Source organism: Bacillus sp. MC1252 (assembly GCF_056838025.1).
In genome coordinates this window covers 1,833,089-1,856,083 of sequence record NZ_CM166369.1, presented here as the reverse complement: position 1 = coordinate 1,856,083, position 22,995 = coordinate 1,833,089, and the positions used below count along the sequence as shown (strand labels likewise).

Below are 22,995 nucleotides of genomic sequence, written 5' to 3'. Positions count from 1 at the left end.
GATAGACACGCATTTTCCATGCTGACTATCCTCTTTTTTTGATTTTAACCTACTTGATGTTCTGCAAATTGACTCATATATAAGTCAGCATAAAAGCCTTTTTCTTTCAAAAGTTCACTGTGAGTTCCTTTTTCAATGATGGTGCCATCTTTCATAACTAAAATGAGGTCGGCATCCTTGATCGTTGAAAGTCTGTGTGCAATGACGAAGCTCGTTCTGCCTTTCATCAGGTCATTCATCGCTTTTTGAATGTGCATCTCTGTCCGCGTATCCACACTGCTCGTCGCTTCATCTAGTATCAAAATCTTCGGATCAGATAAAATCGCACGGGCGATGGTTAACAGCTGACGCTGACCTTGTGAAAGGTTACCTGCATCTTCTGTTAAGAGCGTGTCATATCCGTCTGGAAGCGTGCGGATGAAATCATCTGCATAGGCATGTTTGGCGGCTTTGATGACATCCTCTTTTGAGACATGCTGCCTGCCATATGCAATATTGTCGTAAATCGTCCCTTCAAAAAGCCACGTATCCTGAAGAACCATCGCAAATAAGTCCCGTACTTGCTGACGGCTGAGATCGGTTGTTTTGACACCGCCAATGCGAATGGAGCCTTGATCTAATTCATAAAAACGCATTAATAAATTGATGATGGTTGTTTTTCCCGCGCCTGTAGGCCCGACAATGGCAACCGTTTGTCCTTCCTCTACATGTAAATTCAAATCTTTAATAATTGGATGATCTTTCTCATATCCGAATTGAACTTGTTCAAAGGTCACATCTCCTGAAAGTGATTCAAGATCAATCACCGCATCCTCTTCGGCACTTTCTTCTTCCTCATCCAGGATTTCAAAGACCCTTTCAGCAGAAGCGATCGCAGATTGAACTAAGTTTGCGACACTTGATGCTTGCACAAGCGGCTGAGACATTTGCTGCGTGTATTGGATAAACGCCTGCACATCCCCAACACGAATATTCCCGTTAATGACAAGAATACCGCCGGCTACACTGACTGCCACATAGCCAAGGTTCCCGATAAAGGTCATTATTGGCATCATTAAACCGGAAATAAACTGTGCTTTCCTAGAAGATTCATACAGCTTTTCGTTTAATTGATCAAATGTATCAATCGCTTTCTTTTCATAGCCATACGCACGAACGGTCTGATGTCCTGTGAACATTTCATTAATATGCCCATTGATCATACCGAGCTCTTTTTGCTGCGCCTTAAAATGCTTTTGAGAAAATGACGTGATGCCGCGAATCGCAAATAGACTAAGTGGCAGCGTCAAACAAACAAGCAAGGTGAGTAACGGACTAATGAAAAGCATCATGACGACAATCCCAATGACCGTAATCACAGATGTAATCACTTGGGTGAGTGCCTGCTGAAGCGATGTATTAATATTATCGATATCGTTCATCACACGGCTCAGCGTGTCCCCGTGGGTTGTTTTATCAAAATAACGAAGGGGGAGACGTGTGAGCTTGTCATTTGCTTCTTGCCGTAATTCAGCAATGGTCTGTTGGGAAACACCTGCCATCACGTATTGCTGGACGAATGAAAAGAGAGAGGCAACGACGTATAACAGGACAAGCAGCAATAAAATGCGTGAAATGACATCAAATTGAACGGCTGTTCCTTGTGTAAAGCTTTCAAACAGGGAAGAGGTGGCATCCCCGAGTAGTTTAGGACTAATCACGCTAAAGACGGTTGAACCGATCGCTGCAATCAGTACAAGTATCAGCTGAAATTTCCTCGGTTTTAAATAGCCAGTCAAACGAAGAAGTGTTTTCTTAAATTCCTTCGGTTTTGCGACCGTTCCCCTAGGGTGACCGCCTTTATGTCCCATTCCAGAAGACATTTTCTTACTCATCCTTGGTCCACCTCCTGACCTTCCTGTGATGCGACAATCTCTTGATACACAAGATTGTCCTTTATTAATTGTTCATGTGTTCCGATACCTGCAATTTTCCCATCATCTAGCACAATGATTTTATCGCTATGCTTCACTGTACTGATTCTTTGGGCGACAATGATAAGGGCTGCATGCTCTTTTTCGGCTTCTAATGATGCACGAAGCTTCGCATCCGTTTTGTAATCAAGTGCAGAGAAGCTATCGTCAAACAGATAGAATGAGGGCTTTCTGACAAGTGCTCTTGCAATGGAAAGCCGCTGCTTTTGACCACCAGAAAGATTTGATCCACCTTGGTCTATCTCAGCATCGATTCCGCCATCTTTCTGCAAAACAAATTCCTCAGCCTGTGCGGTTCGCAGCGCTTTCCAAATGTCTTCATCGCTTGCATCCTGCCGGCCAAAGCGCACATTATCGGCAATACTTCCGCTGAATAAAACAGCTTTTTGAGCGACATAGCCCATCTGACTTCTCAGTTTCTCTTGGGGCAGCTCTCTGATATCTACACCATCTAGTGTTATCCGTCCTTCTGTCGCTTCGTAAAAGCGCGTCATCAGCTGTAGGAGAGTCGTTTTCCCGGAACCCGTACTGCCGATTATGGCAGTCGTTTCGCCAGTTTTGGCTTCAAACGTAATGTTTTGAACGACCGGTTTTTCAGCATTTGAGTAATAAAATGAGACATCCTCAAAGCGAATGGATTGTGCGGGTTGATGAAGCTTGGTAACAGACTGTTCTTTGTCTTTAATCTTCGGTTCCATGTTTAACACTTCGTTCATGCGTTTAGCTGATGCCTGTGCTCTTGGGACCATAATAAAGCTCATTGACAGCATAATGAGTGCCATTAAAATCATCATGGCATATTGAATGAAGGCAATGAGATTCCCGACTTCCATCTCTCCGGCATCAATCCGGTTTGCACCAAGCCAGACAATGCCAATATTCGTGAAGTTCATAATGATGAGCATAAATGGAAACAAGTATGCCATTAATCTGTTGACCTTGAGCCCAGTATCCTTATAGGATGTGTTGGCTTCTTGAAAACGTGCCTTTTCATCATCGACCCGGTTAAAAGCTCGAATGACCCGGATGCCTGAAAGAGATTCTCTCATAATTAAATTCAGACGGTCCGTTTTTTTCTGAAGCTGTCCGAATAGCGGTATGGCTTTTCTTGAAACCAAATAGATAAACCCGCCAAGCAGGGGAAGGGCTGCTAAAAAAATAAGAGACAGGACAGCATCTCGAGAGACTGCTAAAATAATTCCGCCTACAAGCATGAGAGGAGCTCTCGTCATCATTTGTAAAATCATGATCGTGACATCTTGGACTTGCTTCACATCATTTGTTGACCTTGTAATAAAGGAAGACGTCCCGATCTTTTGAAATTCTTCTAGTGAAAATTGTTCGACATGAACGAACAGCTGTCTTCTCATATCACGGCCGAAGCCAAGCGCAGTCTTTGATGACAGGTAAGACTTCCAAATCGTGAGCAGGATGGCAAGTAAAGAACAGGCAACCATCCAGCCGCCAACCTTCCATATGTAAGCGATATCTCCTTGTACGATCCCGACATCTACGATATCTGCCGTTAAAGTCGGTAAATACAGCTGGAGCATACTGCTTAAAAAGGTGAGGATGACAATGAACACAACGGATAGCCGGTATGGCTTTAAAAACGATAAAATTGATTTCATACGAATACCTTTCTTCCATATAGTCTGTTGTTCTGTAACCCATCATATACAAAGAGGGATTATTTCTACAAATGAAATGTCTTGTTTTAATGGATTATTTATATTGTTCAATTTTTGAAAAGAAATCCTTTACAAACACATAGAAATCATGTGCAGATGGAGACATCTCTCGAGACTTAGACGCGATAATACCAACGGTTCTTCTCACTTGCGGAAAGTCGATCGGAATTTTCACTGTAAATCGTGGTGTTGTTTCATAAAAGGCACTTTCGGGTAATAAGGTAACGCCCATATCAGCTGACACGAGACCTTTAATGGCATCCAAATCTTCTCCTTCAGATGAAATGGTGGGCTCATAGCCTGCCTGCTTACAAGCATCTACCGCAATTTGTCTTAGCACATACCCTTCAGGAAATAAAACGAAATGATCCTTTCTCAAATCACTTAAATGAATACTCCTTTGCCCGCTAAAGGGGTGGCTAATAGGCAAAAGGGCATAAATGCTTTCTGAAAACAAAATATTTCCTTCTATTTGCGGATCGTTTGTCGGTACAGGTCCTAAAAAAGCGAGATCAATATCTCGATTTTTGACAGCTTCAATGAGAAATTTATAGGATCCTTGACGAAGTAAAAAATCGACCTCTGGATATTCCTGCTTAAATGCGGATATGACAGAAGGAAGTACTTGGCTTGCTAGACTTGTAGGAAAGCCAATATTCACCGTTCCTTTGTGCGGGTCTAAGTATTCATCAATTTGCTCTTTTGCGTAATCAATGGCCTTTAGTGCAGTTCTGACATGATCTAAAAATTGTCTGCCAATCTTCGTTAATTTAATATTTCGTCCTTCTCGTTCGAATAAAGCGACTCCAAGTTCTTCTTCTAAATTGGCAATCTGCCGGCTGATGGCAGATTGGGCAACATGTAAGTTTTCAGCCGCTTCTGACACGTGTTCACGGTCCGCAACTTCTACAAAATAACGTAACTGACGAAGCTCCATTTTTGCACTTCACACCCATCTATCTCAAAAAGAGATTGTTTTGATCTAAATTATATATTGTTTATATTAATTTGAAAACTTAAAATAAGTTACAGAGTTTGTGAGATTTTATTACTGTGAAAAAACGGATCTTTTAAACGGGGGAGAGAAACGATGACTTATAATCAACTACCACAACCACAAGGTCTCTACCGTCCTGAATTTGAACATGATGCATGTGGAATCGGACTGTACGCCCATTTAAAAGGGGAGGCGACACATAGCATCGTCAAAAAGGGATTACAAATGCTGTGCCAGCTTGATCACCGCGGCGGGCAAGGCAGTGATCCGTATACAGGTGATGGTGCAGGTTTAATGGTACAACTGCCAGACGCATTCTTTAGAAAGAATTGCAAAGAATTTGCACTTCCTGAAAAGGGCCGTTACGGGGTAGGGATGGTCTTCTTTTCAAAAGATGATGATGAAAAAACGCGTCAAGCCATCGAACAGAAAATCAACGGGTTCATTAAACAAGAAGGTCAAACATTAATTGGCTGGAGAACGGTTCCTGTCGATGCTGGGAAAATTGGTACTGTTGCAGCGAAGAGCTGTCCGGTTGTCAGGCAAGTCTTTATCGGGGCAAACGACAACGTAACAGATCGTTTGTCATTTGAAAGAAAATTATATGTCATTCGTAAGCAGGCTGAAAACTGGGGAACAGCAGAGGAAAAACAATTTTACTTTGTCAGCCTGTCGAGTCAAACCATTGTATACAAGGGGCTTTTAACATCAGATCAAGTCGATGCTTTTTATCTTGATCTACAGGATGAAACATTTGTTTCTGCATTTTCACTTGTTCATTCAAGATTTAGTACAAATACATTTCCTACATGGGAAAGAGCGCATCCAAACCGTTACTTAATTCACAACGGAGAAATCAACACATTAAGAGGAAACATCAATTGGATGAGAGCAAGGGAACAACAATTCGTGTCTGAAGCCTTCGGAGACGATTTAGACAAGATTTTGCCAGTGCTGAATGCAGACGGAAGTGATTCATCCATTTTAGACAATGCCTTTGAATTTTTTGTACTTGCAGGCCGTACTCCTGCTCATACAGCCATGATGCTCATACCTGAGCCTTGGACTGAAAATACGCACATGTCGAAAGAGAAACGGGCATTTTATGAATACCATAGTTCTCTCATGGAGCCTTGGGACGGGCCAACAGCGATTTCCTTTACTGACGGTAAACAAATTGGGGCCATCTTAGACCGAAACGGATTAAGACCGGCAAGATACTATGTCACAAATGACGATCATATCATTTTCTCTTCTGAAGTCGGCGTGATCGACACCAATGAAGAAGATGTCAAATATAAAGACCGTCTTGAGCCGGGCAAAATGCTGTTAATCGATTTAGAAGAAGGACGAATTATTTCTGATGAAGAAGTGAAATCGACGATTGCGAATGAGCTTCCTTATCAAAAGTGGCTCGATGAAGAAATGGTCCATGTCAATCGCTCTGAAGAAAATTCAGAAAATTCTAGTATAATGGATGATGTATTGACTCGTCAGCGTGCTTTCCATTATACGTATGAAGACATTCAAAAGTATTTAATTCCTTTACTAGAGGAAGGCAAGGACCCCATTGGTTCAATGGGAAGTGACACACCGCTTGCTGTGTTATCAGATCGTGCGCAGTCTCTTTTTAACTATTTCAAACAGCTGTTTGCACAAGTGACGAATCCGCCGATTGATGCGATTCGTGAGCAGCTTGTTACATCAACCATGACTTGGTTAGGTGCTGAGGGAGATATTTTACATCCAAATGAATATTCATGCCGAAGAATTAAACTTTATACACCCGTCTTAACGAGCGGGCAATTTAACGGCTTGAAAACGATTGTTCACAATGCCTTTAAAAGCAAAACGATTCATACACTTTTCACCGATGATCTAAAACGCGGGCTGGATGCGATGTTTGAAGAGGCGGAAAAAGCCATTCGCGCGGGCGTATCTTTATTGATTCTTTCAGATCGTGAAATGACGGAAGAAAAAGTGCCGATTCCACCACTTCTTGCGTTAAGTGCACTTCACCAGCATCTTGTGCGTCAAGGCTTACGAACAAAGGTGAGTCTGATCGTCGAATCTGGAGAAGTAAGAGAAGTCCATCATTTTGCTGCACTGATTGGCTATGGAGCAGATGCGATCCACCCATATCTTGTCTATGAAACGTACAAACAGCTGATTGAAGAAGAAGCGATCTCCATCAGCTTTGATGAAGCTGTCACAAAGTTTGGCAAAAGCGTGACCGAGGGTGTAGTCAAAGTCATGTCTAAAGTGGGTATTTCCACTGTGCAAAGTTATAGAGGGGCGCAAATCTTTGAAGCCGTCGGCATTAGTGAAGACGTCATTCAGGCGTATTTCACAGGAACAGCTTCGCAGCTTGGCGGTATCGATCTTGACACCATTGCTAGTGAGGCAAAGCTTCGTCATGAAGCAGGGTATCAGGCAGCTACTGACCAAACACTCGAATCAGGCAGTGAATTCCAATGGAGAAAAAATGGAGAGCATCATGCCTTTAATCCAAAAACGATTCATACCCTTCAGTGGGCATGCCGCAACGAAGATTATGACCTATTCAAGCAATATACAAAGGCAGCGGATGAAGAAAGAATCGGCTTCCTTAGAAATCTATTCGCTTTTCATCCAAAACAAAAGCGAGTTTCTCTTGAAGAGGTAGAATCTGCTGAATCGATTGTACGACGCTTTAAGACGGGTGCGATGTCATTTGGTTCATTAAGTAAGGAAGCGCATGAGGCACTTGCCATTGCGATGAACCGAATTGGCGGTAAAAGTAACAGCGGGGAAGGCGGCGAAGATCCTGCTCGCTTTACAGTAGATGAACGCGGCGATGATCGCAGAAGTGCGATCAAACAAATTGCTTCTGGCCGCTTTGGGGTTAAGAGTCATTACTTGGTCAATGCAGATGAACTGCAAATTAAAATGGCACAAGGAGCAAAGCCTGGAGAAGGCGGACAGCTTCCGGGAAATAAAGTATATCCTTGGGTCGCAGATGTAAGAGGTTCTACTCCAGGTGTCGGCCTGATTTCACCACCACCGCATCATGATATTTATTCCATCGAGGATTTGGCTCAGCTGATCCACGATTTGAAAAACGCGAACCGTGATGCCCGCATTAGTGTCAAGCTTGTGTCTAAAGCTGGCGTTGGCACCATTGCAGCAGGTGTAGCAAAAGGTACTGCGGATGTCATTGTGATCAGCGGATACGATGGCGGCACAGGGGCTTCGCCGAAAACAAGTATTAAACATACAGGACTTCCTTGGGAGCTCGGTTTGGCAGAAGCGCATCAAACCCTTGTCTTAAACGGTCTTCGCGAGAGAGTGGTTCTTGAAACTGACGGAAAGTTAATGACAGGCCGCGATGTTGTCATGGCTGCGATTTTAGGAGCAGAAGAATACGGCTTTGCGACAGCTCCACTAGTCGTTTTAGGCTGCGTGATGATGAGAGCATGTCATTTAGATACTTGCCCGGTCGGTGTTGCGACACAAAATCCAGAGCTTCGTAAAAAATTCATGGGTAATCCTGATCACATTGTGAACTTCATGATGTTTATTGCAGAGGAAGTAAGAGAAATCTTAGCTGAACTTGGCTTTAGATCAATGGATGAACTAATTGGGCGCACAGACGTTCTAGCGGTCAGTGAACGAGCAAAAGCTCACTGGAAAGCAGGGCAGCTAAACCTTGAAACACTGCTTTATCAACCAGAAGGGGCGCGAACGTTCAGAACACCGCAAAATCATAAAATTGATGAATCACTTGATATGAATGAGATCCTCCCTTATGTACAGGAAGCGCTGAATCATCAAACACCGGTTGATCTATCACTAAACATTCGCAACATCAACCGTGTGGCCGGAACGATTACTGGCAGTGAAGTGTCTAAGCGCTACGGGGAAGAAGGATTGCCAGAGGATACGATTACACTGCGTTTCACTGGTTCAGCTGGACAAAGCTTCGGCGCATTTGTGCCAAAGGGCATGTCCTTATATTTAACAGGTGACTCAAATGACTATATCGGCAAAGGACTCTCCGGAGGCAAAATTGCTGTCAAAACCTCTGATCACTTTGTGCAAAATGGACATGAAAACGTGATTGTCGGAAACGTCGCATTCTATGGTGCGACAAGCGGAAAAGCTTATATTAACGGGCGTGCAGGTGAACGATTTGCTGTTCGTAATTCAGGTGTCAATGTGGTCGTTGAAGGAATCGGGGATCACGGCTGTGAGTATATGACTGGCGGACGTGTTGTGATTTTAGGGAACGTCGGGAAAAACTTTGGTGCAGGCATGTCTGGCGGTGTGGCTTACGTGCATACATCTGATGCGAAGCAGTTTAAAAGAATGTGTAACATGGAAATGATCATGTTTGAAAAGCTTACAGATCATGAGGAAGAACAAGAAGTGAAGCAAATGATTAAAGAGCATCTTGATTATACAAACAGCTCAAAAGCATCAGCACTTCTAGAAAACTGGACGCAAGAAAAGCACCAATTCATTAAGATCATTCCGAGAAATTACAAAATGATGCTTCAAAGCATTGAAGAACAAAAACAAGCGGGCCTCAGTCATGAAGAAGCAGTGATGTTCGCTTTTGAAGCAAATACAAAACCGAAAAATAAAGAAACGGCAAACGGGCAAAAAGCAGCCCTCGCTCATTAAGAAAGGGGAGAGGACAATGGGCAAAGCAACAGGTTTTATGGATTATAAAAGAGAAAAGCCAAATGAACGTGACCCTCTCACTCGTCAAAATGACTGGAAAGAATATTCAGCTCCTTATACAGATGAGGTATTAAAAAAGCAGGGTGCTAGATGTATGGATTGCGGAACACCGTTTTGTCAAATTGGGATGGAAATCAGGGGCGGCGTGTCTGGCTGCCCGATCTATAATTTAATTCCAGAGTGGAATGACCTTGTCTATCGCGGGAGATGGAAAGAAGCGCTTGAAAGACTGCAAAAAACGAACAATTTCCCTGAATTTACTGGGAGAGTATGTCCAGCGCCTTGCGAAGGCTCATGTACAGTCGCCATCAATGATCCAGCTGTTTCGATTAAGAATATCGAACGCACGATCATTGATAAAGGCTTCGAGAATGGATGGATTACACCAAGAATTCCTTCAAGCCGTTCAGGGAAAAAGATTGCGATTGTCGGTTCAGGGCCAGCAGGACTTGCAAGTGCTGATCAATTAAACCAAGCAGGACACGCAGTAACAGTGTTCGAACGATCTGATCGTCTTGGCGGACTGCTCACCTATGGCATTCCGAATATGAAGCTGGACAAAGAAGTCGTTGAGCGCAGAGTGAAACTTTTAAGACAAGAAGGCATTGACTTTGTCACGAACACAGAAATTGGTGTGGATATCACTGCCGATGAGCTAAAAGAGCAATTTGATGCGGTCATCCTTTGTACAGGTGCACAAAAGCAGCGCGACCTATTAATCGAAGGCCGTGAAGCAAAAGGGATACACCTGGCGATGGATTATTTAACACTCGCAACAAAAAGCATGCTTGATTCAGGATTTAAAGATAAAAATTTCATTGATGCAAAAGGAAAAGACGTGATTGTCATTGGCGGAGGAGATACAGGTGCTGACTGCGTAGCAACTGCGCTTCGCCAAAAAGCAAAAAGTGTTGTTCAATTCGGAAAGCATCCAAAGCTTCCAGATACACGTGTAGGGGATAACATGTGGCCAGAGCAGCCTTATGTCTTCTCGCTCGATTATGCTTATGAAGAAGCACAAGCAAAATTCGGAGAAGACCCGCGTCAATATTCGATTCAAACCACAAAGATTGTGGCAGATAAAAATGGGAAATTAAAAGAGCTTCATACCATTCAAATGGAAAAGGTGAAAAACGAACATGGGAAGTTTGAATTTCATGAGATTCCAGGAACAGAGAAGGTATGGCCTGCTCAGCTTGTCTTTATTGCAATTGGTTTTGAGGGAACTGAACAGCCACTAGTGAAACACTTTGGCGTGGACAGCAAAAACAATCGCATTGACGCAAAATATGGGGAATATACAACAAATGTAGAAGGCGTATTTGCAGCGGGAGATGCAAGACGCGGCCAAAGTCTGATTGTTTGGGCAATTAACGAAGGCAGACAAGTGGCACACGAGGTAGACCGTTATTTAATGGGGAGTTCGGTTCTGCCAAAATAGGTCAAACAAAGGGTGTTTACACATATAGAGAAAAGCCATGACCAAAGGGTGGTCATGGCTTTTTATGATTCAGAGATGGTGTGATTGATGATCACTTTTTTACGTTTAAGCTGCGATACGACTAAACAAAGAAAGACGACAAGCACAATAAGTGAAATGGTTAAAAAGCCAAACGTATACGAGCCAGTCATTTCTTTGAAACTGCCAAGAACATTTGGTAAAAAGAATCCGCCAATGCCGCCCGCCGCACCAACAATCCCAGTCACAATGCCAATTTCCTTATGGAACACCTGCGGCACCAGCTGAAAAACAGCCCCATTCCCCATACCAAGACACATCATCCCGACAAATAAAAGCGCAATGACCACAGGTAAAGCTGGAAGACTGCTCACTGCTCCTAAGCAAATGCCGATGACTGCGAATAATCCAAGCAGTGCCTTCATTCCACCTATTTTATCAGCAATGAGACCGCCAACAGGTCGAAAGAAGCTGCCCGCAGCAACACAAAGAGTCACAAAATCACCGGCATGTATTTTCGAGATCCCATATTGATCCACAAAGAAAATACTTAGAAAACTTGAAAGCCCGACAAACCCTCCGAAGGTAATCGCATAAAGTAAACAGAAAAACCATGTTGATTTCACTTGAAATACTGAAAAATACGACCGAAGCGGCTGAGGATCAGGCTGATTTGGTGCATCCTTTGCCGTGAAAATAAAAAACAAAAAGACAAGACTTAACGGGATAAGGGCGAGCCCCATCACTGCATGCCACCCGTAAATCTCGGCAAGTCTTGGCCCAAATAGCGTGGAGATCAGTGTTCCGCTATTTCCGGCGCCCGCAATCCCCATGGCTACTCCTTGTAAATGAGGAGGATACCAGCGGCTTGCCATTGGCAAAGCGACAGCAAAACTTGCCCCTGCCACTCCTAGCAAAATACCAATCAGCACAAGCTCCGAAAGGGTTGTACCAGCGATGAACCCCCAAATGAGCGGAATGGTGGTTAAAAGCATTCCCATCACCGCAGTCTTTTTAGGGCCTATTCGATCGGTTAATAAGCCCAGCATAATCCGAAAGAAAGAACCAGATAGAATCGGAATTGCGACAATCATTCCTTTTTCCATTGTCGATAAAGCAAAATCTTGCGCAATAAAAGCCCCCAGCGCCCCTAATAAAACCCAAATCATAAAGCTCACATCAAAATATAAAAATGAACCAAACAATGTCTTAGGATGACCACTTGATTTTAACTCTGAGAGTTTCATAAAACGCCTCCTATATTTTTGAATTTTCTGACTTAAAGATAGCGGGTTCATTAACGTAATGAAAGTATTATGTTAGAAAAATTGACATGAATAAACACTTTTTTACAGCTGTGTGCCATAATCTAGCCATACTAATGTTTTGGAGCAAGAGGCTTAGAAAGGTTGATCACACTTGGCAAAACGCAAACTCGTGTTTATCGGAAACGGCATGGCGAGTATGAAATGTATCGAGCAGATCGTTCAAAAGCAACCAGAACGCTATTTCATTACAATCATTGGAAAAGAGAAGCACCCTGCCTACAATCGAATAAAACTTTCGTCGATTTTACAAAAAAGCGAATCATTATCTCAAATTGAACTAAAGGAAAAAGAATGGTACACGAGGCATGACATCACGATGTACAGAGGGGAAACAGTTGTGCACATCGATACAAATCGGCAATGCATCATGACAGATGCGCGCCGGAATATTCCCTATGACAAGCTGGTGATCGCAGCAGGGTCATCACCTTATTTCCTGCCTATTCAGGGCGTGTCCAAAAAAGGGATTTACGCTTTTCGTACGATTGATGATTATGAGGCCATTCACGCTGATTCCTTGCGTTATCAACGTGCAGCAGTGATCGGAGGCGGTGTGCTTGGCGTGGAAGTGGCGGCTGGAATACAGATTGCCGGACTTGAGACAACCATCATTCATCATACAGAGTGGCTCATGCAGCGCCAATTAGATGAAACAGCTGCCTGCCTATTACATCAACAATTAACGCGTAAAGGCATTCAGGTGAAAACAAATGCCCATACAATTGCATGCTTAGGAGATGAGAGGGTAGAAGGCGTTCTACTGAAAAATGGAGACATCGTGGATGCTGATCTCGTTGTTTTCACTACTGGTATCCGTCCTAATATACAGCTTGCAAAAAATCACGGCATTCACACTAGAAAAGCTATTGTCGTAAATGACGTGATGCAAACAAATGTCCCGAATATTTATGCCATTGGGGAATGTGCAGAGCACAAAGGAATGGTGCACGGTCTTGTTCAGCCCATTTATGAACAAGCAAGCGTGCTTGCCAAGCATCTATTAGGCGAACAAATAACACATGCACCTCATCACATTTACTCAACAACATTAAAAACAAGTGACATGCCCATCTATTCTGCCGGATGTATTGAGAACCGTTCCCCATATACTTCGGTGGTGACCTATTTAGACGAAGAACAAGGAGTATATAAAAAATTCGTGTTTGAACGTGATGCCCTAAAAGGCGTTTTATTAGTTGGTCAGCTGGAGAAAGCCGATCAGCTTTTTCAAGATGTAAAAGTGGGGCGTGATAAAAGTGTGGTCATGAAATTTCTTCATGAAGAGCAGCCATCCCCTCTAGATACATTACAAATGGAAGACCTCGTCTGCCAATGTCAAACGGTTACAAAAGGAGCCATTTTAAAAAGCATATCGGTCCATCAGCTGACAAGCCTGGAAGAGATCAAAAAACAGACAGGGGCAGCAACCGGCTGTGGGGGCTGTCAAGAGCTTGTCCGTGCTTGCTGTCAGTTATCATCAAATGAACAAGCGGAAGTGCTGACCTCTTTTTGTCCATGTACAGATGTAGATGAACAGACCATTTTTTCATTTATAAAAAAACAACAGCCGGTGAATGGAGAGGAAATGAGAAAATACTTCGATTGGAAAACAGATAATGGCTGCGACACCTGTCGAGCAGCCATTCCATACTATCTCGAGCAGTTTCAAGACCACCTGAAAAATGACAGCGCATCCGGTCAAGAGTATACATTGATTCCTCAGTTATATGGAGGCCGTCTTGATCTGAAGTTCTTGCACATCATCACCTCTTTATTAGAGAAAAATCAGATTCAGCAGGCGGAGCTGACAGAGCATAAACGAATTCGGCTCATCGGCGTTTCAGAGCAGGCCGCACAGATCGTAAAAGAACATTACCGGGTCATACCTAAAGAGAGAAGGAGGCTATCTCATGTCCTTTCATGTGATTGTCGTCACGAGCCAGCTGTCACTACACTTGTCATGGAGATGGAAAGACAATTAGAAGACACGCTTTTACCAGCAGTCACATCAATTCATGTAACCGGATCTTCCTGCACGTGTAAACTCGGCCCAATCTATGACATCTGTATCAAGAAACAGCTGGATGAGTGGAACATTTATTTAGGAGGCGACGTGCGTCATCCTAAGGCCGGTCAGCTTTTTTACGCTTTACCTCATTCAAGTGAGCTGATTCCTTTTTTAAAAGCGCTGCTCGAAGATTATAGAAAAAGTGCATACTTTGAGGAATCCATTGGGAATTGGCTTCTCCGGTATGGCGACATTTCCATTCGAGAAAAATTGCTTGATGAGGACATGAGAGAAGAGCTCTGTGAGCAATTTGACCAAAGCAGACAAGGGAATGTAGGACAAAAGGATGTGAAGGTATGAGTCAGTCTTTTTTACAATATGCGCAGCAAAAATCAGAACTGCAAGAGCGAAAGCGAGTGTTTCCATCCCAATGTCCATTTTGCAGTATGCAATGCAAAATGCAATTAGTCGAGCAGCATATGGAAGGTCGAACACGTTATCAAACGATTGGCGTTCACAATCCAACCACGCTCGGAAGAATTTGTATGAAAGGACAGCATGCACACCAGCACGCACTGCACCGGGAACGATTGAATCACCCGCTCATCAAAAGAAACGGACAATTTGTCAAAGCGACATGGCAGGAGGCACTTCACGAAATCAAAACAAACATTGGAGCCCTTCAGCTCGCGCATGGCCATGATGCCATCAGTGTGTACGGAAGCGCATCAATTACAAATGAGGAGGCTTACTTACTTGGAAAGTTTGCAAGGGTGGCACTGAAAACGAAATACATTGATTACAATGGAAGACTATGTATGTCGTCGGCAGCAACAGCAGCTAACCAAACATTCGGACTTGACCGTGGTCTCACGTTTCCTCTTTGTGACATTAAGCATACACGGGTGTTGATATTAGTTGGAACGAATATAGCCGAATGTCAGCCAACCCTCATACCTTACATCGAAGAGGCAAAAAAGAACGGAGCGTTTCTTATCGTCATCGATCCGCGCAAAACACAGACAGCCAAATTAGCCGATTTACATGTAAGCCTTAAACCAGGGTCAGATGCCGCGCTGGCTAATGGCATATTGCACATCATGCTTCATGAAAACTTAATAGATGAAGCATTTACTAGAAAACGAACGTCAGGTTTCCAAGAATTAAAGGAGTATGTCTCGCGCATCTCTCTGTCAGACATCGCTGAGCAGACCGGTGTGGCGACTGAAGTCCTTCAAAAAATAGCGAGGAAATTTGCCCAAGAATCGACAGGCATGATTCTCACCGCAAGAGGCATTGAGCAGCAAATAGACGGAACAGCAGCCGTTCGTAATTTCCTGAATATTCTGCTTGTGACTGGGAAGATCGGTCGCTTTGGATGCGGTTACGGTGCGATTACTGGACAGGGAAATGGACAGGGGGCAAGAGAGCATGGACAAAAAGCAGATCAGCTTCCAGGTTATCGTGATATCACAAACCCTGTTCACAGAAAAGAAATCGCAGGAATATGGAACATCGATGAAAAAGAACTGCCTGGAAAAGGCGTGTCTGCTTTTGAAATGTTTGAAAAAATGCAGGAAGGTGAGATAAAAGCGCTCTTTTTAATGTGCTCTAATCCTGTTCAATCTGGCCCGCAAGCGAGCTTTATTAAAAAAGCGATCGAGCAGTTATCCTTTTTTGTGGCGATTGATTTATTTGTCTCAGAGACTGCTGAGCTGGCAGATGTCATTTTACCTTCTTCGTCATATTTAGAGGACGAAGGTACCATGACAAACGTAGAGGGGCGCGTTACGCTCAGAGAAGCAACATATCCACTCAAGCATCAAAGAAAGCACGATTGGCAAATCATTTGTGACATAGCAGCTGTATTAGGCAAAGGCGGCTATTTTTCCTTTTCATCAGCAGAAGATATTTTTGAGGAATTAAGGGCTGCATCGAAAGGAGGAAAAGCTGATTATTCCGGTATGACCTATGAAAGGCTGAGGAAAGAGCAAGGCATACTGTGGCCTTGTTCGAATTTAGAAGATCCAGGAACAGAAAGATTATTTGAACATGAATTCTCACACTCTGACAGTCTAGCAAAGTTTGCAGTCGTCGCGCACAAGCAAAAGGTTGCAAAGGAACCAGTCAGTCAAGAATACCCTCTTTATTTAACGACCGGCAGGGTGATGGCTCACTACCAAACAGGGGTTCAAACAAGAAAAAGTACCTCTCTTGTTGCCCGGCAGTTTGAAGCTTATGCAGAGCTTCATCCTGACACCGCGAAAACGTATGGCTTTCAGGCCGGGGAGCTCATCATCATCCAGTCGAAAAGAGGTCGTGTCATCATGAGATGCCACATATCAGACACCATTCGAAAAGATACAGTGTTTGTACCATTTCACTGGAGCAAACATCAATCCATTAATCAATTAATTGGTGATGACCTAGATCCTCACAGTAAGATGCCAGGCTTTAAATATTGTCCTGTACAGCTGTCAGCCTACATGAATTGAAAACTATGTGAGAAATCATAACATGTATTTTCCATCTTTGTTTAGATTATGGTATTTTCTAAAAAATGATCACATGAGGGGTGTTTTTATCATGAAAGAAAAACTCGTACTAGTTGGAAACGGTATGGCTGGCATTCGAACGCTTGAAAACATTTTAAAAACAGACAGCGAACAATTTGACATGACGGTATTTGGAAGTGAACCAAACCCTAACTATAATCGAATTCTTTTATCGAAGGTTCTTCAAGGAGATACGAAGGCAGATGATATTACGTTAAACGATTGGAATTGGTATCAAGATCATGATATTCAGCTGTTTACAAATGAAACCATCGTGAAGATCGATACAGTGAACCAAACAGTGATTAGTGATCAAGGACGGACCGTGCATTATGATCGGCTGATTTTAGCGACGGGCTCTCTTCCATTTATCCTGCCAATTCCAGGGAGTGATAAAAAAGGTGTAACAGCCTTTCGTACATTGCAAGACACTGAGAAAATGGTGAATGCCTCCACTAAGTATAAAAAAGCAGCGGTCATTGGAGGCGGGCTCCTTGGACTTGAAGCGGCACGCGGTCTATTAAACTTAGGCATGGAAGTGACCGTCATTCACCTCAGTTCTCATTTAATGGAACGCCAGCTAGATCCTATTGCAGGCCAGCTTCTTCAAAAAGCATTAGAAGCACAGGGCATGAACTTCCTGTTGGGAAAACAGACAAATGAGATTTTAGGAGATACAAGAGTTGAAGGATTAACATTTTCAGATGGCTCCACACTTGAGACAGACCTGGTCGTCATGTCAGTAGGAATTAAACCAAGTAAAATGCTTGCAGAAACAAGTGGTCTTGCAGTCAACCGAGGAATTATCGTCAATGATTTTATGGAAACAAGTGTCCCAGGCATTTATGCCGTCGGAGAATGTGTAGAGCACAGGGGGCAAACGTACGGACTTGTCGCTCCTTTATACGACCAAGCGAATGTGCTCGCAAAGCATGTATGTGACATGAAACCTGCTCCATATGAAGGCTCCGTTCTGTCGACACAGCTGAAAGTATCAGGAGTTGACGTGTTTTCAGCTGGTGATTTTATAGAAAACGATGAGAAAAAAGCGATTAAGATTTTTGACGAACAAAAAGGCATTTATCAAAAACTAGTCTTCCAGCAAAACCGATTAGTAGGCGCCGTGATGTTTGGAGAAACAAGTGATGGACCTCGATTATTCTCCTACATTAGAGAAGGTGTAGATATGTCGGATATGGAAAAGGTATCCGTCCTAACCTCAAATGATCTGGCACAAGAAAGCACGATAGAGAGCATGGCAAACGACCATATCGTTTGTGGCTGTAATGGTGTATCAAAGGGTCAGATTGTGCAGGCCATTCAGGAAGAAGGCTTAACAACGATTCAGGAAGTCAAGCAATGTACAAGTGCCTCACGATCATGCGGAGGCTGCAAGCCCGTTGTCGAAGAGATTCTATGGCACACTTTAGGCGATGATGCGAACCGCACAGCGCAAAAAGAAACCATCTGTGCCTGCACCACTCTTTCACGAGATGAAGTGATTCATGAAATCAAAGAAAAAGGCTTGCAGCATGTCAAAGAAGTGATGAATGTATTAGGCTGGGAGACAGAGGAAGGCTGTTCAAAATGCCGGCCGGCACTGAATTATTATTTAGGCATGCTTCACCCTCTTGAATACAAAGATGAAAAGAGCTCACGATTTGTGAATGAACGTATGCATGCCAATATTCAAAATGATGGCACCTATTCCGTTGTTCCACGTATGTATGGAGGTGTCACAAATGCAAACGACCTGAGAAAAATAGCAGACGTCGTCGACAAATATCAAATACCGCTTGTGAAAATGACTGGCGGTCAGCGGATCGACCTTCTAGGTGTAAAGAAAGAAGATTTACCTAAAGTCTGGGCGGATCTGGATATGCCATCTGGTTATGATATGGAAAGTCTTTAAGAACGGTCAAAACATGTGTCGGAGAACAATTTTGCAGATTCGGAACGCAGGACTCCATTTCTCTTGGGATTGCGCTTGAAAAGAAATTCGAAGGACTTGCTACCCCACATAAAGTGAAAATGGCCGTGTCTGCTTGCCCTAGAAACTGTGCAGAATCAGGGATCAAAGACCTTGGCATTGTAGGGATCGATGGAGGATTTGAATTGTACGCCGGCGGAAATGGCGGTACACATTTACGTGCTGGAGATTTATTGATGAAGGTAAGTACAGCAGAAGAAGTAGAACAAATAGCCGCAGCTTACCTTCAATATTACAGAGAAACAGCAAATTATTTAGAGAGAACGTCTGCTTGGGTCGAACGACTCGGACTAGATCATATTAAATCCATACTCTTAGATGACGAGAAACGCGAAGCATTAATCCAAAGAATGGACATCGCACTTTCAACGTATGAAGAGCCTTGGCGGGAGCTTCGCGAGAACCAAAAAGACACGAGACAATTGTTTCATAAAGCTACGGCTTCTGTATAAATCAATTGAAGGGATGAGATCAGATGACAGTTTCCGTTGTGAAAGTTCACATTGGTACCATATCAGATTTTCCGCTGCAGCTAGGGAAAACAGTCGCAGCCGATACAATTGAATTAGCTGTTTTTCAAACCTCTAACAAGCAGTTCAAAGCCATTGAAAATCGCTGTCCTCATAAAGGCGGCGTACTGGCTGAAGGAATGGTGAGCGGAGATCATGTTTTCTGTCCGATGCATGATTGGAAAATCGATCTTTCATCAGGTAACGTTCAAGCACCAGATCACGGATGCGTCAAAACGTATGAAACATTGGTTGAGGGGGAAAATGTCTTTATTTTATTGCCCTCATAAACTGTTTAGATCCTTCTTTTCATGTATATGCTGTAAGTAAATGCAGCAAGAAAGGAAGGAAGCTCTGTGCCGTTTTTGAGTATTTTAGTTGAACTCTTTATTGGATTTTCCGCCTTATTTTTTATTACAAAATTATTAGGGAAAACACAATTTGCACAAATCACGCCGTTTGATTTTATTTCTGCGCTGATTTTAGGGGAAATGGTCGGAAACGCCATCTTTGATCCAGAAGTCAAGATTCAGCACATTTTATTTGCTGTTGCGATATGGGGCGTTTTAATTTACACAGTTGAATGGCTTTCGCAAAGATTTAAATCCATTCGGGCTCTTTTAGAAGGAAGACCAACACTTGTGATTGATAAGGGGAACATTCGCTACAATCGCTTGAAGAAGAATATGCTTGATTTAAATCAGCTGCAGACGCTTATACGAGCGAAAGGACATTTTGCTCTTCACGAAATTGAATATGCGATTTTAGAAACGGACGGCTCTGTCAGCGTTCTTCCGAAAATGAAATACGCACCAGCCACAGCAGAAGATGTGAACGTGAAAGGAAAAGAAGTCAAATTGCCTAGAACGTTTATTATCGACGGGGAAATCTTAAGACAAGACTTACAGGAAGCTGGATTTGATGAGACATGGCTGCGCAGGCAATTAAAAAAGCAGCACATTTCTTCCTATAAAGAAGTCCTATTTTGTGAATGGATTGAAAATGAAGGAATTTATGCGATGAAATATGAAAAATCTGAAAAAACATCCACAACATAACGCGGTGGGTGTTTTTTCGTGTGGTGAATGAATAAGATCAAAAAGAATGCTTCAATGAAAACGTTCACAAAATAAGGAGGAGATGTGTGATGCAGTATGGAAAAGTACTGCTTGTGATGGTATTGTCTTTCTTCCTTTTGGACTCGGCTTCACTTCAAGCAGGTGGACACAAGAATCAAACGAACCGTGTCCTTGTGGTCGATCAAAAAGGAAATGGTTCATTTCGAACCGTTCAGTCCGCTATTGATGCGATTCCAGCAAACAATCAACAGCCAACGACGATATTTTTGAAGAATGGTGTTTATAAAGAAAAGATCCTCCTTCCGCAAAATAAGCCGTACGTGTCCTTTATCGGAGAAAATCAGTACAAGACGATTCTGACGTATGATGATACAAATGCAAGCACTGGCAGCACGACAAATAGCTCGAGCACAATGATTCGTGCGAACGACTTTTATGCAGAAAATATCACCTTTCAAAATACAGCTGGAAGACATGCAGGTCAGGCTGTGGCCCTTTATGTGTCTGGAGACCGGGCAGCGTTCAAGCAAGTACGTGTCCTTGGCTATCAAGATACGCTTTATGCAACAGGCACTGGCCGGCAATATTACGAAAACTGCTATATTGAGGGAACGGTCGATTTCATTTTTGGTTCAGCCACGGCTGTGTTTAAAAAAGCTGAAATAAAAAGTCTTGGAAATGGGTATATTACTGCGGCATCCACAACAGAAGCGCAAAGGTACGGATACGTTTTCATTGATTCCACGCTAAAAAAAGGAACGGCAGCTGCTCAATCTGTTTATTTAGGCCGTCCGTGGAGACCTCATTCCGCTGTGACGTTTCTCCATACAAAAATGGAAGATCATATGAAAACAGAGGGCTGGCATAATTGGAATAACCGTGACAATGAAAGAACTGCCCGTTACAAAGAATATGGATCAACGGGAGCAGGGGGTAATGTGACAAATCGGGTGAAATGGTCAACGATATTAACAAAAAACGAAGCAAGTCAAATCACGGTTCAGGCTGTCGTTAGCGGCACCGACGGCTGGAATCCAGAAAAGAGGTAAAGGGCTTGTCAGTTTTCGTCAAAGAAAGCTGACTTTTCTGTTTAAAAAACCTTTGAGAACAAACGTTCTTTTGTGTATAATGAACATAATCTTCTAAAATTGGCTGCTGCCCTAAAAAGGAGGAATTGCGTGAAGCGTTTTTCACAGTTCATGTTTTTACAAATATGTATCCTGTCGATTTTATTTCTCCCTTTTTCAGTAAAAGATGAACCACTCACAGCTCGTGATGATCAATCAAAATGGATCACAGCTTTAGACGAATTCATACGAACAGCACCTGACATAGAGGGCGCCATCTCCGGCATCAGCGTCCGCGATACTTCTGACACCTCTCTTCTTTATGAACATCAAGCTGATATCCGTCTAACTCCTGCTTCTAATATGAAACTGCTCACATCAGCCATCGCCCTTGATATACTTGGAGAAACACACACATTTTCTACAGACATCTGGATGGATGGTTCTATTCAAAAGAAAACGTTACATGGCAACCTTTATCTTCGCGGCACTGGAGATCCGACTTTATTAGAGGAGGATTTTGCAACACTTGCCAAACAAGTCAAAAAGGCTGGAATACATACAGTTCACGGGCAGCTTGCGGCAGATGACACTTGGTTTGATGACACGAGATATTCCATTGATTTGCCGTGGAGTGATGAGGATCAATATTACGGCGCACAAATATCTGCTCTCACCGCTTCACCGAATCAAGATTATGATGCAGGAACCATTATTCTCGAAGTAAAGCCAGGAAAGAAAGCAGGGCAGAAAGCCACCTATGAGATGATCCCGAAGACTGATGTTGCTCAAGTCATCAATCGAGTGAAAACTGTGCCAGAAGGCGGAAAAAAGAAGATCTCTTTTAAGCGCTCTCACGGCACAAACAAGATTACTTTGACTGGAACCATTCCGCTTAAAGCAAGTTCATCTAGACAATGGGTAGCATTATGGGAGCCGACAACCTATGCTTTAGATTTAATGAAACGAGCGCTAAAAGCTGAAGGGATTCAGGTAAAAGGACCGCTCAAAACAAAACACGTTCCTAAAAGAGCCAAGAAAATCGCTTCTCATTCATCTATGCCTTTATCAGAGCTGCTTATCCCAATGATGAAATTAAGCAACAATACCCATGCAGAAATTTTGCTTAAGGAACTTGGCAAACAAGTGAAGAACAAAGGGAGCTTTGAAGATGGGCTGGACGTGATGTATGATCGGCTTCCTGCTTTTGGCTTCGATCCTTCACTTGCAGTGCTGCGAGATGGATCGGGCATATCACCTATTAACCTTGTCTCTGCAAATCAATTCACTTTATTTTTAACAAACATTCAAAAGAAAAAATGGTTTAAGACCTATGAACATGCGCTTCCGTTAGCAGGGGCAAGTGAACGAATGGTGGGAGGAACGTTAAGAAACAGATTGAAAGAACCAGCTACACTAGAAAAAGTACGTGCGAAAACGGGATCATTAACAACGGTCAGCACACTTTCTGGATATATTGAAACGCAGAGCGGAAAGACGCTCGCTTTTTCTATCCTATTAAACCATCTTGTAGATGACGAAAAAGGAAAGGATATAGAAGACCGTATTGTCAGCATCTTAGCTGAGGATCTTTAGACAGAGAAGGAGAACCAT

The 22,995-nt window shown here is 43.0% G+C and carries 12 protein-coding genes and 1 pseudogene; 9 read left to right on the top strand and 4 right to left on the bottom strand.

All coding sequences use genetic code 11. The annotated features are described in order from the left end of the window. Positions 1-44 precede the first annotated feature (44 nt). From ACYH0L_RS09240 to gltC, 3 genes are all read right to left on the bottom strand, one after another. Positions 45-1,874: an ABC transporter ATP-binding protein gene (locus ACYH0L_RS09240; protein WP_230030259.1), complete on the bottom strand. Its 1,830-nt coding sequence runs from the start codon at positions 1,872-1,874 to the stop codon at positions 45-47. Continuing rightward, the gene (locus ACYH0L_RS09235) at positions 1,871-3,604 is read right to left on the bottom strand and encodes an ABC transporter ATP-binding protein (RefSeq protein WP_367308217.1); all 1,734 of its coding nucleotides are present in this window, start codon (positions 3,602-3,604) and stop codon (positions 1,871-1,873) included. Before ACYH0L_RS09235 ends, ACYH0L_RS09240 begins: the two co-directional genes overlap by 4 nt. Before the next feature lie 94 nt (positions 3,605-3,698). Then, on the bottom strand, positions 3,699-4,601 hold the full coding sequence (gene gltC, locus ACYH0L_RS09230) for a glutamate biosynthesis transcriptional regulator GltC (RefSeq protein WP_099727856.1): 903 nt from the start codon (positions 4,599-4,601) through the stop codon (positions 3,699-3,701). 153 nt (positions 4,602-4,754) lie between these two features. Between gltC and gltB the strand changes: the two genes are divergently transcribed. Together gltB and gltD are read left to right on the top strand one after the other, a co-directional pair. Continuing rightward, positions 4,755-9,326, top strand: a complete 4,572-nt coding sequence (gltB, locus tag ACYH0L_RS09225; RefSeq protein ID WP_482353980.1) for a glutamate synthase large subunit — start codon at positions 4,755-4,757, stop codon at positions 9,324-9,326. Between the two features lie 16 nt (positions 9,327-9,342). Continuing rightward, positions 9,343-10,827, top strand: coding sequence for a glutamate synthase small subunit (gltD, locus tag ACYH0L_RS09220; protein ID WP_099727854.1), 1,485 nt, complete (start codon positions 9,343-9,345; stop codon positions 10,825-10,827). Positions 10,828-10,889: 62 nt separating this feature from the next. On the opposite strand, the gene ACYH0L_RS09215 is transcribed toward gltD, so the two are convergent. Continuing rightward, positions 10,890-12,092, bottom strand: coding sequence for a nitrate/nitrite transporter (locus tag ACYH0L_RS09215; protein WP_256498676.1), 1,203 nt, complete (start codon positions 12,090-12,092; stop codon positions 10,890-10,892). Between the two features lie 172 nt (positions 12,093-12,264). Here ACYH0L_RS09215 and nirB (ACYH0L_RS09210) point away from each other — a divergent pair, with 172 nt between their 5' ends. From nirB (ACYH0L_RS09210) to dacB, 7 genes and pseudogenes are all read left to right on the top strand, one after another. Continuing rightward, the gene (gene nirB / locus ACYH0L_RS09210; RefSeq protein ID WP_482353979.1) at positions 12,265-14,541 is read left to right on the top strand and encodes a nitrite reductase large subunit NirB; all 2,277 of its coding nucleotides are present in this window, start codon (positions 12,265-12,267) and stop codon (positions 14,539-14,541) included. Then, positions 14,538-16,676, top strand: a complete 2,139-nt coding sequence (gene nasC, locus ACYH0L_RS09205) for an assimilatory nitrate reductase catalytic subunit NasC (protein WP_256498674.1) — start codon at positions 14,538-14,540, stop codon at positions 16,674-16,676. Before nirB (ACYH0L_RS09210) ends, nasC begins: the two co-directional genes overlap by 4 nt. A gap of 91 nt (positions 16,677-16,767) precedes the next feature. After that, positions 16,768-19,178, top strand: a pseudogene (gene nirB, locus ACYH0L_RS09200) (nitrite reductase large subunit NirB). A 23-nt stretch (positions 19,179-19,201) separates the two neighbouring features. Then, a complete protein-coding gene (gene nirD / locus ACYH0L_RS09195; protein WP_256498673.1) occupies positions 19,202-19,525 on the top strand; it encodes a nitrite reductase small subunit NirD in 324 nt (107 codons plus the stop codon). 66 nt (positions 19,526-19,591) lie between these two features. Beyond that, positions 19,592-20,293, top strand: a complete 702-nt coding sequence (locus tag ACYH0L_RS09190) for a DUF421 domain-containing protein (protein ID WP_099727852.1) — start codon at positions 19,592-19,594, stop codon at positions 20,291-20,293. Between the two features lie 89 nt (positions 20,294-20,382). Further along, positions 20,383-21,363 carry a pectinesterase family protein gene (locus tag ACYH0L_RS09185; RefSeq protein ID WP_099727851.1) on the top strand — a complete coding sequence of 327 codons (981 nt, stop codon included), beginning with the start codon at positions 20,383-20,385 and terminating at the stop codon, positions 21,361-21,363. A 129-nt stretch (positions 21,364-21,492) separates the two neighbouring features. Next, positions 21,493-22,977: a D-alanyl-D-alanine carboxypeptidase/D-alanyl-D-alanine endopeptidase gene (gene dacB / locus ACYH0L_RS09180; protein WP_099727850.1), complete on the top strand. Its 1,485-nt coding sequence runs from the start codon at positions 21,493-21,495 to the stop codon at positions 22,975-22,977. The last annotated feature ends 18 nt before the right edge of the window (positions 22,978-22,995 follow it).

What these genes read in the sequence shown, in the direction of transcription:
- gltB (WP_482353980.1), top strand. Translation starts at nt 4,755, where the DNA reads ATGACTTATAATCAACTACCACAACCACAAGGTCTCTACCGTCCTGAA.
- gltD (WP_099727854.1), top strand. Translation starts at nt 9,343, where the DNA reads ATGGGCAAAGCAACAGGTTTTATGGATTATAAAAGAGAAAAGCCAAAT.
- ACYH0L_RS09215 (WP_256498676.1), bottom strand. Translation starts at nt 12,092, where the DNA reads ATGAAACTCTCAGAGTTAAAATCAAGTGGTCATCCTAAGACATTGTTT.
- nirD (WP_256498673.1), top strand. Translation starts at nt 19,202, where the DNA reads ATGACAGTTTCCGTTGTGAAAGTTCACATTGGTACCATATCAGATTTT.
- nasC (WP_256498674.1), top strand. Translation starts at nt 14,538, where the DNA reads ATGAGTCAGTCTTTTTTACAATATGCGCAGCAAAAATCAGAACTGCAA.
- ACYH0L_RS09185 (WP_099727851.1), top strand. Translation starts at nt 20,383, where the DNA reads ATGCAGTATGGAAAAGTACTGCTTGTGATGGTATTGTCTTTCTTCCTT.
- gltC (WP_099727856.1), bottom strand. Translation starts at nt 4,601, where the DNA reads ATGGAGCTTCGTCAGTTACGTTATTTTGTAGAAGTTGCGGACCGTGAA.
- ACYH0L_RS09240 (WP_230030259.1), bottom strand. Translation starts at nt 1,874, where the DNA reads ATGAGTAAGAAAATGTCTTCTGGAATGGGACATAAAGGCGGTCACCCT.
- ACYH0L_RS09235 (WP_367308217.1), bottom strand. Translation starts at nt 3,604, where the DNA reads ATGAAATCAATTTTATCGTTTTTAAAGCCATACCGGCTATCCGTTGTG.